Below are 12,982 nucleotides of genomic sequence, written 5' to 3'. Positions count from 1 at the left end.
TTCACGTGAAACAGCGTGAAACGGCGGCGGAAACCACAGCAGAAGTTCTCACGAGGAAGGGGCCGCACCCATTGGGTGCGGCCCCTTCACTCAGTCCTGCCAAGCGCAGTGCTTAGGCGGAGACAACCTCGACGTTGACCTTGGCGGCAACCTCGGGGTGCAGACGCACGGACGTCGCGTGGGCGCCCAGGGTCTTGATCGGCGCACCCAGCTCGACGCGGCGCTTGTCGATCTTCGGGCCACCGGCAGCCTCGATCGCCGTGGCGACGTCGGCCGGGGTGACGGAACCGAAGAGACGACCGGCGTCGCCGGAGCGGACGGCCAGGCGGACCTTGACGGCCTCGAGCTGGGCCTTGATCTCGTTGGCCTGCTCGATCGTCGCGATCTCGTGGATCTTGCGAGCACGACGGATCTGCTCGACGTCCTTCTCGCCACCCTTGGTCCAGCGGATCGCGAAGTTCCGCGGGATCAGGTAGTTGCGGGCGTAGCCGTCCTTGACGTCTACGACCTCGCCGGCGGCGCCGAGGCCGGAGACCTCGTGGGTGAGGATGATCTTCATTAGTCGGTCACCCTTCCCTTATCGCGCGGTGGACGTGTAGGGCAGCAGCGCCATCTCACGGCTGTTCTTCACGGCCGTGGCGACGTCACGCTGGTGCTGCGTGCAGTTGCCGGTCACGCGGCGGGCACGGATCTTGCCGCGGTCGGAAATGAACTTCCGCAGCATGTTCGTGTCCTTGTAGTCCACGTACGTGACCTTGTCCTTGCAGAACGCGCAGACCTTCTTCTTAGGCTTGCGCACAGGCGGCTTCGCCATGGTGTTTCTCCTGTGTGATCAAGAAGTGTGGGTACGGCCCCACCCCTGGCCCGAGGGCCACAAAGCCCTGAGGGCTTAGAAGGGGGGCTCGTCCGAGTAGCCGCCACCGGAGCCGCCGGAGCTTCCGCCCCAGCCGCCACCGCCGCCGCCCTGCTGGCCGCCGCCGGCGGGCGCACCGGTCGCCCAGGGGTCGTCGGCGGGAGCACCGCCGCCACCCTGCTGCTGACCGCCGCCGGAGCCACCGCCCCAGCCGCCGCCCTGCTGGCCGCCGCCACCGCCGCCGCCGTAACCACCCTGGCCACCGCGACCGGTGGTCTTGGTGACCTTGGCCGTGGCGTTCTTCAGGCTGGCGCCGACTTCCTCGACGTCCAGCTCGTAGACCGTGCGCTTGATGCCCTCACGGTCCTCGTAGGACCGCTGCTTCAGCCGGCCCTGCACGATGACGCGCATGCCTCGCTGGAGCGACTCCGCGACGTTCTCCGCCGCCTGACGCCAGACCGAGCAGGTCAGGAACAGGCTCTCGCCGTCCTTCCACTCGTTCGTCTGACGGTCGAAGGTGCGGGGGGTGGACGCGACACGGAACTTCGCGACCGCCGCACCGGAGGGGGTGAAGCGCAGCTCGGGGTCGTCGACAAGATTGCCGACGACCGTGATGACGGTCTCGCCTGCCATGGGGGAACCTCTCGGCGGGTTTGCTGCTGGCTGCTTGCTGCTACTCGAATCCCGAGTGCCGCTGAGCTAGGAAGCTCAGTGGGTCTCGGGACGGAGGACCTTGGTCCGGAGGACCGACTCGTTCAGGTTCATCTGGCGGTCGAGCTCCTTGACGACCGCAGGCTCGGCCTGCAGGTCGATGACCGAGTAGATGCCCTCGGGCTTCTTCTTGATCTCGTACGAGAGACGACGACGGCCCCAGGTGTCGACCTTCTCGACCTTTCCGTTGCCCTCACGGACGACGGAGAGGAAGTTCTCGATCAGCGGGGAGACAGCGCGCTCCTCGAGATCGGGGTCGAGGATGACCATCACCTCGTAGTGACGCATGTGGAACCCACCTCCTTTGGACTCAGCGGCCACGGTCGTTCCGTGGCAGGAGGGTCGTGATGCGTACGCAACGGTATCGGCCGCCACTGACAATCGGCTCCCGCGAGCGGGGGCTCTTGCTGTGGCCTGGGCAGACACCGGTGCAGACGGTACAGAGTACCCGCACCGAGGCTTCCGGTTGAAATCCGGCGGCGGGCGGGCAGAATCTGTACACATCGGGTGTGTATGGCGCTACGATCCGCCGCCTTCCGTAGGAGGTGCCTCACATGGCACAGGCAATGCGACCGAACACCGCCACTTCCCTCTTCGCCACGGACGGCAAGCCCCATCCGCTCCAGGACACGCTGGTCGGCGTGACGCTGGTGCTCGGTGCGATCGCCTTCGTGACCGCGATGTTCCACAACCTCCATCTGCTCAGCTCGTGGGCGGGCCTGGTCGGGATCGCCACCGGGGCGTACGGCCAGTTCATCTCCGTGACGACCAGGGAGCGCTTCGGACTGATCCTGGGGCTCGGCGCCTCCGCGGTCGGCTTCTTCCTCGGCATGGCGCACGGCGGGCTCTTCGGCGGAGTCGTCGGCTGAGTCACCGGGGCTGAGGGCCTCACGGCACCCCGGTCGCGCGGTCGGCCGGGGGCCCGGGTCCCATACGCCCAGACGGGTCGCTCGCAGGGCGCAGTAGGCTTCGGCGCGAGAGCCGGAGCCCCTGTACCCATGGGGACACACCAGCCCGAGGAGCGCCCCGAATGAGTCTGACCCTGAGGACCATCAGTCGCGAGCAGCATCTGGCATATATCCAGACCCTGCCGTCGGCGAGTCATTGCCAGGTCCCGGCATGGGCTGACGTGAAGAGCGAATGGCGCTCGGAGAACCTGGGCTGGTTCGACGACAGGACCGGTGAGCTGGTCGGTGTGGGCCTGGTGCTCTACCGGCAGCTGCCCAAGCTGAAGCGGTATCTCGCGTACCTCCCCGAGGGCCCGGTCATCAACTGGTACGCCCCGAACCTGGACGAGTGGCTGCAGCCGATGCTCGCGCATCTGAAGCAGCAGGGCGCCTTCTCCGTGAAGATGGGTCCGCCGGTCGTGATCCGCCGCTGGGACGCTCCGGCGATCAAGGCGGGCATCCAGAACCCCGATGTGAAGCGCCTGCGCGACACCGAGGCGACGCACATCGAGCCGCGTGCCTTCGAGGTCTCCGACCGGCTGCGCCGCATGGGCTGGCAGCAGGGCGAGGACGGCGGCGCCGGCTTCGGCGACGTGCAGCCCCGCTTCGTCTTCCAGGTGCCGCTGGCCAACCGCTCCCTGGACGAGGTCCAGAAGGGCTTCAACCAGCTGTGGCGCCGCAACATCAAGAAGGCCGAGAAGGCCGGCGTCGAGGTCGTCCAGGGCGGTTACCAGGACCTCGCCGAGTGGCAGCGGCTCTACGAGATCACCGCGATCCGCGACAAGTTCCGCCCGCGTCCCCTCGCCTACTTCGAGCAGATGTGGCGGGCCCTCAACTCCGAGGACCCCAACCGCATGCGCCTGTACTTCGCGCGGCACAACGGCGTGAACCTTTCGGCCGCGACGATGCTGGTCGTCGGCGGGCACGTCTGGTACTCCTACGGCGCGTCGGACAACATCGGGCGCGAGGTCAGGCCCTCGAACGCGATGCAGTGGCGGATGCTGCGCGATGCGTACGCCATGGGCGCCACCGTCTATGACCTGCGCGGCATCTCCGACTCGCTGGACGAGACCGACCACCTCTTCGGTCTGATCCAGTTCAAGGTCGGCACCGGAGGCGAGGCCGCCGAGTACATCGGCGAGTGGGACTTCCCGCTCAACAAGCTGCTGCACAAGGCTCTCGACATCTACATGTCGCGCCGCTGATCCCGCACAATTTCCTTCCATAACTCTGATACACCGCAGACACGAGAAAGGTTCCGGGATCCAGCCATGGCGCTCACGCTCTATGTCGACACCGCGCGCTGGCGGGCACACCAGAAGCACATGCTGGAGCAGTTCCCGGGCATCGTCCCGGTCTGCAAGGGCAACGGCTACGGCTTCGGTCATGAGCGCCTGGCGGAGGAAGCCACGCGCTTCGGCTCCGACATCCTCGCCGTGGGCACCACCTACGAAGCCGCCAGGATCAAGGACTGGTTCGGCGGCGACCTGCTCGTCCTGACCCCGTTCCGGCGGGGCGAGGAGCCGGTGCCGCTGCCCGACCGCGTCATCCGCTCCGTGTCGTCGCTCGACGGCGTGCACGGCCTCGTGGGCGCCCGCGTCGTCATCGAGGTCATGTCCTCGATGAAGCGCCACGGCGTCAGCGAGCAGGAGCTCCCGCAGCTGCACCAGGCCATCGAGGACGTGCGCCTCGAGGGCTTCGCGATCCACCTGCCGCTGGACCGCACCGACGGCTCGGACGCCGTCGAGGAGGTCATCGGCTGGATGGACCGCCTGCGCGCGGCCCGCCTGCCCCTGCACACGATGTTCGTCAGCCACCTCAAGGCCGCCGAACTCGCCCGCCTCCAGCAGCAGTTCCCGCAGACCCGTTTCCGGGCGCGCATCGGCACGAACCTCTGGCTGGGCGACCACGAGGCCACCGAGTACCGCGGTGCCGTCCTCGACGTCACCGCCGTCGCGAAGGGCGACCGCTTCGGCTACCGCCAGCAGAAGGCCGCCTCCGACGGCTGGCTGGTCGTGGTCGCCGGCGGCACCTCGCACGGCGTCGGCCTGGAGGCCCCGAAGGCGCTGCACGGCATGATGCCGCGGGCCAAGGGCGTCGCCCGCGCCGGTCTGGCGACCGTCAACCGCAACCTCTCGCCGTTCGTCTGGGCGGGCAAGCAGCGCTGGTTCGCGGAGCCGCCGCACATGCAGGTCTCCATCCTCTTCGTGCCCTCCGACGCGCAGGAGCCGAAGGTCGGCGAGGAGCTGGTGGCCCACCTGCGGCACACCACCACGCAGTTCGACCGGCTCGTCGACCGCTGAGGTCACCGAAGCGGCTCAGGCCACCGAGGCCGCTGGGCGCGGACCGCGTCAGCATTGCGGAAGGGCCGGTACGACACACGTCGTACCGGCCCTTCCGCATGAGCCGTGCGCCTTCGTCGGCGCCGCCCTTCGTTCGCTCAGGGTGAAACCCCAGGAGCCTCAGCGCGGCCATCGGTCGCCGAGCCCCACTTCACGCACGGGCTGGCGCCGGAGAGCGCCTCGCCCCGTGCCGGACGGCCGAGGTCCCCCAGGACGAACACGTCCTCCGCACCGTCCAGAACGCCCCCTGAGGGGTCGTCGTCCCCGGATCTGCGCACCACGTCCCGCTCCGGCATCAGGATGTCGCGCACGACCACGGCGCAGAGATACAGCGTCCCCAGCAGATGCACGACGATGGCCAGTTGGTAGCCCTCGGTCGGCAGTCCCTTGTGGGCGTCTCCGCTCGTCGTGTAGGCCAGGTACAGCCAGATCCCCAGGAAGTACGCGACCTCGCACGCCTGCCAGATCAGGAAGTCGCGCCAGCGCGGCCTCGCGAGCGCGGCGAGGGGGATCAGCCACAGGACGTACTGCGGCGAGTAGACCTTGTTGGTGAGGATGAAGGCGGCGACCACCAGGAAGGCCAGCTGCACGAAGCGCGGACGGCGCGGTGCGGTGAGCCCGAGTGCGCCGATGCCCAGGCAGGCGAGCAGCATCAGGGCCGCCGCCAGGGTGTTGACGGTGTCGGTGGTCAGCGGGGAGTCCATGCGCTGGGAGAGGATCAGCCAGAAGGAGCCGAAGTCGACGCCGCGCTCCTGGCTGAAGGTGTAGAACTTCGCCCAGCCGTCGCTCGCGAGCAGCATCACCGGAAGGTTGACGACCAGCCAGGCGGCCACCGTGCCGAGCAGGGCGGTCCCGTACTCCCGCCATCTGCCCGCGCGCCAGCACAGGATCAGCAGCGGTCCGAGCAGCAGCACGGGGTAGAGCTTGGCGGCCGTCGCCAGCCCGAGGAGCACACCGAAGGCCAGGGGACGCGCGCGGGCCCACATCAGCATCGCGGCGGCCGTGAGAGCGACGGCGAGCAGGTCCCAGTTGATGGTGGCCGTCAGCGCGAAGGCGGGCGCCAGGGCGACGAGCAGAGCGTCCCAGGGACGGCGCCGGTGGGTGCGTGCGACGCAGACGGCGATGGCCGCCGTGCAGGCCATCAGTATCCCGGCGTTGACCATCCAGTAGATCTTCTCCTGGTGCTGGATGGAGCCGCCGCCTGGCGTCACCCAGGAGGCCGCCTCCATGAACACCCCGGTGAGGACCGGATATTCGAGGTACTCCATGTCGCCGGGCAGCTTGTCGAAGTACGGCACGAGGCCGTCGGCGAAGCCGCGCCCCTGGTAGAGGTGCGGGATGTCGGAGTAGCACGCGTGCGTGTACTGCGAGCTCGCCCCGAAGAACCATGCGCCGTTGTAGCAGGGCATCTTCTGGACCATGCCGAGCGCGAACATCCCGAGTGCAACGAGCATGATGACGCGGACGGGAGTCCACCAGGTCGCCGCGTAGAGCACTCTTCGGCCGATGGGGCCGCCGATCAGCTCGCTGCCGGCCCGGGCGACCTCGTCCTCCTTCGTGGGCCGTACCGGCTCCGGCTCCTGCGGGCTCACAGGCTCGTACACACTCGCGTGCGGCGTCTGTGCGCTGGGGTCTGCGCTGCGGTCTGCACTGGGCATGCCCGCCATCCTGCCGTACGCGACTGAGAACACGGAGAGGGCCGCCGCACCGATGGGTGCGACGGCCCTCGTTTCACGTGAAACATGAGCGGGGGAGTCCCCGGCGTTCCGCCGGCCCGGCGCCCTACGGTCTCGGCTCAGCTGTCCGGCCCGGCGATGAAGCCGCCTCCGTTGCCATTGCCGTTGCCGTTGTTCGCGCCACCACCGGCCGGGTCCTCGGTGGCCGGTGGCGACTCGCCGCCGGGTCCGCCGTTGGCGCCGCCGTCGGCACCGCCGTTCTGCCCGCCACCGTCGTGGTTGCAGTCCCAGTCGAACGGATCGCAGGACTCACTGGGGTCGGGTGACTCCGACGGCGGCTTCGACGGCTCGGTCTCCGTCGGCGTCGGCGTCGGGCTCTCCTCCGGCTCCTCGGTCTCCGTCGGGGACGGCGGCGGGGGCGGGGTCTCGCCGACGACCTTGCCGATCGGTTCCGGCACCGGGAAGTTGATCACCTTCGCGTTCTTGAGCGCCTCCGACATGTAGTCCTGCCAGATCTGCGCGGGGAACGAGGCGCCGTGGATCTTCTCCTCGCCACCCGTGCCGAACATCTCCAGGAACTCGCGCTTCTTGTTGGTCTCGTCGTCGTCGAGGCGGTACATGCTGACCGCCGTCGAGAGCTGCGGCGTGTAGCCGACGAACCAGGCGGACTTGTTGCCGTCGGTCGTACCGGTCTTGCCCGCCACCTGGCGGCCCGGCAGCTGCGCCGAGGTGCCGGTGCCCTTCTCCACGACGGTCCTCAGCACGTCGGTGACGTTGTCGGCCACCTGGTCCGTGAAGACCTGCTGGGTCTTCTTCTCGTGCTGGTAGACGGTGTTGCCCTCGTGCTTGACCTCGGTGACCGAGTACGGATCGTTCTGCTTGCCGCTGGCCGCGAAGGTGGAGTACGCCCCGGCCATCCGGATCGCGCTGGGCGAGGAGGTGCCGAGCGAGAAGGACGGGTAGTTGGCGCTGGCCATGGAGCTGTCGTCCTTGAGACCGGCCTCCATGGCCGTCTCCTTCACCTTGTCCAGGCCGACGTCCATGCCGAGCTGCACATAGGCGGAGTTGACCGACTCCCTCATCGCCTCACGGAGGTCGATCTGGTAGGTCGGCTCGTTGTAGGACCGGTCACCGTCGTTCCGCTGGTTCCACTGCTGGCCCTCGCGGTCGGTCCAGACGTCGCCGTTGTACTTCTGGATCTTGAGCTTGTTCTTGCCGCTGTACAGGCTCTTCGGGTTGACGATGCTGCGTTCGGCCTCGGACTGGACCTCCGGGCCGTCCGGGTCACGCACGCCGTACTTGAAGGCGGCGGCCAGCACGAACGGCTTGTACGTCGAACCGACCTGGGCACCGGTCTGGTCGGCATTGTTGGTGAAGTGCTTCGTCGCGTCCTCACCGCCGTAGATGGCCTTGATCGCGCCGTCCTTCGGGTCCACCGAGGCGCCACCGAACTGGACGTGCGTGTCCTTCTCCGGCCTCAGCTTCGGCTTGATCTTCGCCTTCTGGACCTTCTTCACGGCCTTCTCGAGTTCCTTGACCTTCTTCCGGTCGAAGGTCGTGTGGATCTCGTAGCCACCCTGCTGGAGCTTCTCGGCGGTGATGTCGGTGTTCCTGATGACATACGCCTTGGCCAGGTCCACCAGGTAACCGGTCTGGCCGGCCAGCTGGGCGTTGGACCGCGGGTTCTGCAGCTTGGGGAACTTCCTGTACTTGTCCCGCCGCTCGGCGGTCAGACGGCCGTCCTTGACCTCCTCGTCGAGGATCCAGGCCCAGCGCTTCTTGGCGCGCGCGGTGTTGTCCTGCCGGTTCGCCGCGGGGTCGATCTCGGGGGAGCCGGCGGGGTCGTAGTACGTGGCGCCCTTGAGCACCGTGGCGAGGAGCGCGCACTCGCTCGGGTCGAGCTCGCGGGCCTCCTTGTCGAAGTACGCCCGCGCGGCCGCCTGGATGCCGTAGGCACCACGCCCGTAATAGGCGGTATTGAGGTACCCGGCCATGATGTCTTCCTTGGAGACCGTCCGGCCGACCTTTATCGAGATGAAGAGCTCTTTGAACTTACGGGTGAACGTCTGCGACTGGTCGCCCAGGCGCGCGTTCTTCACGTACTGCTGGGTGATGGTGGAGCCACCCTGGGTCTGCCCGCCCTTGGCCATGTTGACCAGGGCGCGCGTGATGCCCATCGGGTCGATGCCCTTGTCGTCCTCGAAGGTCTTGTTCTCCGCCGACATGACGGCGAAGCGCATCTCCTCCGGGATGTCGTCGTAGTCGATGATCTGACGGTTGCGCTCACCGCCGGTGGCGACCATCTGCTTGCCGTCGGCCCAGTAGTAGACGTTGTTCTGGGCCTTCGCCGCCTTGTCGACCTCGGGCACCTCCACCAAGGCGTACGAGATGCCGGCGACCGCCATGAGGCTGCCGAGGAAGCCGATGAACAGTCCCGTGACCAGACGCCACGACGGGATCCAGCGCTTCAGGCCGTCCCGGTTCGCGCGCGGATAGTCGATGAACCTCTTCTTGCGGGGCGGCTCGGCACCGCGGCCCCTGCCGCGCCCGGGTCCACCCGGACCTCCGGAACCGCCACCGCCCCGACGGCCACCACCACCGGAACGTCCGCCGCCGGCACCCTCGGATGCCCTGCGGCGACCGCCTCCCGCGCCGGTCGAGCCGCTGCGCTGCGCGGCACGCCGGGCCTCGGCCCGGCCGCCGTAGGGACGGTCCCCGTCCTCGGGGGCCTCCGAGCCGTGCGACCCGTATGAGGAAGAGGGCGATCCAGTGGCGCCCCGCGGTGCCGCGCGGCGGCCCGACGGCGCTCCTTGGGCGCCGCGCCTGGCCGCGGCGCGTCCGCCGCCCTGAGGCTGCGGCGGTTTGCGACGGTGCTCGCTCATCGAACGATTACTCCTCGGGCAGGCGCAGCTGTCCACGCCTGGAAACGGCGGCTGGTTTCCGGTCCCCCCGACGTGCGGATGCGCCCGTTCCGGCGCCCACCCGCACTACACCGGGGACGACGACGCTCCCTGGCGTCACATGGTTCCCGGCGGCATGCATGGCGCACAGACTACGCACCGTCAAAACCCTCTTAGAGCCGAAGTTCACCCCAAATCAGGCAAGTTACTTCCTACGAATCGGTGATGTGACGCCGTTCACCGTGCCCCCTCTTGTTTCAGCCGGGTCACCGTTCTATCGTCTCGATGTATCGAGTCGATACATCAGCTCGGCATAAAGGTCGTACTGAGAGACCGCGGCAGACGGGAGGCGACGATGAGCAGGCGCTCCGGCATCCTGGAATTCGCTGTGCTCGGTCTGCTCCGCGAGTCCCCGATGCACGGCTATGAGCTGCGGAAACGACTCAATACGTCGCTGGGAGTGTTCCGCGCCTTCAGCTACGGGACCCTCTATCCGTGCCTCAAGACGCTGGTCGCCAACGGCTGGTTGATCGAGGAGTCGGGCAGCACCTCCGAGGACGCCCTCGCAGCTCCACTCGCAGGGCGTCGCGCCAAGATCGTGTACCGGTTGACGGCGGAAGGTAAGGAGCACTTCGAGGACCTGCTCTCGCAGACCGGCCCCGACGCGTACGAGGACGAGCACTTCGCCGCCCGCTTCGCCTTCTTCGGGCAGACCTCGCGAGACGTACGCATGCGGGTGCTCGAGGGCCGCCGCAGCCGCCTCGAAGAGCGCCTGGAGAAGATGCGCGCCTCCCTGGCCCGTACCCGGGAGCGCCTGGACGACTACACGCTTGAGCTGCAGCGGCACGGCATGGAGTCCGTGGAGCGCGAAGTGCGCTGGCTGAACGAGCTCATCGAGAGCGAGCGAGCGGGACGCGACCAGCAACGGTCCGCCCCCGAAAGCTCCGCTCAGCAGAACAGCACATCAGGGGAGTCGACGGTCCTGCCCCGGCGGCGGGAGAACGACCCGCCGCCGGATCCGTCCGACGACCCCGCCAAGTGAGACCCAGCGTTCCGCGGGGTTTCATCCGGAATACCGAGATCACACAGGGAGCAACCGGAATGGGTTCGGTTCGCGTAGCCATCGTCGGCGTGGGCAACTGCGCCGCCTCGCTGGTCCAGGGCGTCGAGTACTACAAGGACGCAGACCCGGACACCAAGGTCCCGGGCCTGATGCACGTCCAGTTCGGCGACTACCACGTCGGTGACGTCGAGTTCGTCGCCGCGTTCGACGTCGACGCGAAGAAGGTCGGCCTCGACCTCTCGGACGCCATCGGCGCCAGCGAGAACAACACCATCAAGATCTGCGACGTGCCGAACTCGGGCGTGCAGGTCCAGCGTGGCCACACCCACGACGGCCTGGGCAAGTACTACCGCCAGACCATCGAGGAGTCCGCCGAGGCCCCGGTCGACGTCGTCCAGGTCCTCAAGGACAAGCAGGTCGACGTTCTCGTCTGCTACCTGCCGGTCGGTTCCGAGGACGCCGCGAAGTTCTACGCGCAGTGCGCCATCGACGCCAAGGTCGCCTTCGTCAACGCCCTCCCGGTCTTCATCGCCGGCACCAAGGAGTGGGCGGACAAGTTCACCGAGGCCGGTGTCCCGATCGTCGGCGACGACATCAAGTCGCAGGTCGGCGCGACCATCACGCACCGCGTGATGGCGAAGCTGTTCGAGGACCGCGGTGTCCGTCTCGAGCGCACCATGCAGCTCAACGTCGGCGGCAACATGGACTTCAAGAACATGCTCGAGCGCGACCGCCTCGAGTCGAAGAAGATCTCGAAGACGCAGGCCGTCACCTCGCAGATCCCCGACCGCGAGCTGGGCGAGAAGAACGTCCACATCGGCCCGTCGGACTACGTGGCGTGGCTCGACGACCGCAAGTGGGCGTACGTCCGCCTCGAGGGCCGCGCCTTCGGTGACGTCCCGCTGAACCTGGAGTACAAGCTCGAGGTCTGGGACTCCCCGAACTCGGCCGGTGTCATCATCGACGCCCTGCGCGCCGCGAAGATCGCCAAGGACCGGGGCATCGGTGGCCCGATCCTCTCCGCGTCCTCGTACTTCATGAAGTCCCCGCCGGTGCAGTACTTCGACGACGAGGCCTTCGCGAACGTCGAGAAGTTCATCAAGGGCGAGGTCGAGCGCTAAACAGCTCTCCTTGTCACCGTCGAGGGTCCCCGGGCATGACGCCCGGGGACCCTCGACGTATGTGAGGCTTGGCTCATGGCTGTCGTCGGTGATCTGCGGATACTGCTGCGACTGCGGGACTTCCGACGACTGCTCGCCGTACGGCTGATCTCCCAGGGCGCGGACGGGGTCTATCAGGTCGCGCTCGCCACGTACGTCGTGTTCTCCCCGGAGAAGCAGACCTCGCCCGGAGCGATCGCGTCCGCCATGGCCGTGCTGCTGCTCCCCTACTCCCTGATCGGCCCCTTCGCCGGCGTCCTGCTGGACCGCTGGCAGCGCCGCCAGGTCTTCCTCCACGGCAATCTCCTGCGGGCCGGGCTGGCGACGCTGACCGCGGTGCTGATGTTCAGCGACGTGCCCGACTGGCTCTTCTACGCCTCCGCGCTCTGCGTCACGGCCGTCAACCGCTTCGTCCTGGCCGGTCTCTCTGCCGCCCTGCCCCGGGTCGTCGACGCCGACCGCCTGGTCATCGCCAACTCCCTCTCGCCGACCGCCGGGACGCTCGCGGCGACCGTGGGCGGCGGCCTCGCCTTCGTCGTCCGCCTGGTGGGGTCGGACTCGGACGCGGCGGTGGTCCTGCTCGGCGCCGCCCTCTACCTCTGCGCGGCGCTCGCCTCGCTCCGTATGGCCCGGGAACTGCTCGGCCCGGATCCGGAGTTGGTGCAGCCGCGGCTCGCGGCCGCGCTGGCCGGGACGGCACGGGGGCTGCGGGCGGGGGTGCGGCACCTGGCCGAGCGCCCCTCGGCGGCCCGCGCGCTGGCCGCGATGACGGTGATGCGGTTCTGCTACGGCGCCCTCACGGTCATGTTCCTGATGCTGTGCCGGTACGCGTGGTCGTCGACCGAGTCCGACGGGCTCGCGCTGCTCGGTCTGGCCGTGGGCATCTCCGGCGCGGGCTTCTTCGCGGCCGCCGTGGTGACGCCTTCCGCGGTGGCGCGGCTGGGCGCGGGCGGCTGGATCGTGGCCTGCGCGGGAGCGGCGGCGGTCCTGGAGCCGGCACTCGGCCTCGCCTTCGAACCGGCCCCCCTGCTGATCGCAGCCTTCATCCTCGGCTTCACGACCCAGGGCGCGAAGATCGCCACGGACACGGTGGTGCAGTCCTCGGTGGACGACGGCTTCCGCGGCCGCATCTTCTCCGTCTACGACGTGCTCTTCAACGTCGCCTTCGTCGGCGCGGCAGCGGTGGCCGCGCTGGTCCTGCCTCCTGACGGCAGATCGGTTCCGCTGGTCGTGGGGGTGGCGCTTTTGTACGCGGCAATTGCTGCGGCTATGGCCCGTTTTGACGCGCAGTAAGTGTCACATCAGTGACACAGAGCCCCTCTGGGCTTCA

Annotated in this window: 12 protein-coding genes; 6 read left to right on the top strand and 6 right to left on the bottom strand. The window is 68.2% G+C overall.

The features are described 5' to 3' along the window. Nucleotides 1–112: 112 nt before the first annotated feature. The 4 genes from rplI to rpsF all read right to left on the bottom strand — a co-directional run bounded on the left by rplI (nt 113) and on the right by rpsF (nt 1,852). Nucleotides 113–559 carry a 50S ribosomal protein L9 gene (gene rplI / locus AB0L89_RS17555; RefSeq protein WP_365141519.1) on the bottom strand — a complete coding sequence of 149 codons (447 nt, stop codon included), beginning with the start codon at nt 557–559 and terminating at the stop codon, nt 113–115. A gap of 18 nt (nt 560–577) precedes the next feature. Beyond that, nucleotides 578–814 carry a 30S ribosomal protein S18 gene (gene rpsR / locus AB0L89_RS17550; RefSeq protein ID WP_003949403.1) on the bottom strand — a complete coding sequence of 79 codons (237 nt, stop codon included), beginning with the start codon at nt 812–814 and terminating at the stop codon, nt 578–580. 75 nt (nt 815–889) lie between these two features. Then, nucleotides 890–1,486: a single-stranded DNA-binding protein gene (locus AB0L89_RS17545; protein ID WP_055699822.1), complete on the bottom strand. Its 597-nt coding sequence runs from the start codon at nt 1,484–1,486 to the stop codon at nt 890–892. A 75-nt stretch (nt 1,487–1,561) separates the two neighbouring features. Beyond that, entirely contained in the window at nt 1,562–1,852 is a 291-nt protein-coding gene (rpsF, locus tag AB0L89_RS17540; protein WP_006604399.1) for a 30S ribosomal protein S6, read from the bottom strand. Nucleotides 1,853–2,118: 266 nt separating this feature from the next. On the opposite strand from rpsF, the gene AB0L89_RS17535 reads away from it, so the two are divergent. From AB0L89_RS17535 to AB0L89_RS17525, 3 genes are all read left to right on the top strand, one after another. Beyond that, nucleotides 2,119–2,433 (top strand): hypothetical protein, encoded by a 315-nt coding sequence (locus AB0L89_RS17535; RefSeq protein WP_365141514.1) that lies wholly within the window; start codon nt 2,119–2,121, stop codon nt 2,431–2,433. Between the two features lie 161 nt (nt 2,434–2,594). Beyond that, complete coding sequence (locus tag AB0L89_RS17530; RefSeq protein WP_365141511.1) at nt 2,595–3,716, top strand: peptidoglycan bridge formation glycyltransferase FemA/FemB family protein; 1,122 nt, start codon at nt 2,595–2,597, stop codon at nt 3,714–3,716. Nucleotides 3,717–3,782: 66 nt separating this feature from the next. Continuing rightward, nucleotides 3,783–4,814 carry an alanine racemase gene (locus AB0L89_RS17525; RefSeq protein ID WP_365141508.1) on the top strand — a complete coding sequence of 344 codons (1,032 nt, stop codon included), beginning with the start codon at nt 3,783–3,785 and terminating at the stop codon, nt 4,812–4,814. Nucleotides 4,815–4,951: 137 nt separating this feature from the next. On the opposite strand, the gene AB0L89_RS17520 is transcribed toward AB0L89_RS17525, so the two are convergent. Continuing rightward, a complete protein-coding gene (locus tag AB0L89_RS17520; protein ID WP_365141505.1) occupies nt 4,952–6,511 on the bottom strand; it encodes a glycosyltransferase 87 family protein in 1,560 nt (519 codons plus the stop codon). Between the two features lie 137 nt (nt 6,512–6,648). Next, nucleotides 6,649–9,411, bottom strand: coding sequence for a transglycosylase domain-containing protein (locus AB0L89_RS17515; RefSeq protein ID WP_365141502.1), 2,763 nt, complete (start codon nt 9,409–9,411; stop codon nt 6,649–6,651). Nucleotides 9,412–9,784: 373 nt separating this feature from the next. On the opposite strand from AB0L89_RS17515, the gene AB0L89_RS17510 reads away from it, so the two are divergent. The 3 genes from AB0L89_RS17510 to AB0L89_RS17500 all read left to right on the top strand — a co-directional run bounded on the left by AB0L89_RS17510 (nt 9,785) and on the right by AB0L89_RS17500 (nt 12,945). Next, nucleotides 9,785–10,471: a PadR family transcriptional regulator gene (locus AB0L89_RS17510; protein ID WP_055699818.1), complete on the top strand. Its 687-nt coding sequence runs from the start codon at nt 9,785–9,787 to the stop codon at nt 10,469–10,471. A gap of 59 nt (nt 10,472–10,530) precedes the next feature. Then, nucleotides 10,531–11,613, top strand: coding sequence for an inositol-3-phosphate synthase (locus AB0L89_RS17505; protein WP_365141499.1), 1,083 nt, complete (start codon nt 10,531–10,533; stop codon nt 11,611–11,613). A gap of 75 nt (nt 11,614–11,688) precedes the next feature. After that, nucleotides 11,689–12,945, top strand: a complete 1,257-nt coding sequence (locus AB0L89_RS17500; RefSeq protein ID WP_365141496.1) for an MFS transporter — start codon at nt 11,689–11,691, stop codon at nt 12,943–12,945. Nucleotides 12,946–12,982 lie beyond the last annotated feature (37 nt).

It is taken from the genome of Streptomyces sp. NPDC052114 (genome assembly GCF_040680155.1).
Lineage (GTDB): Bacteria > Actinomycetota > Actinomycetes > Streptomycetales > Streptomycetaceae > Streptomyces.
This window is presented reverse-complemented; position numbering and strand designations above follow the sequence as displayed.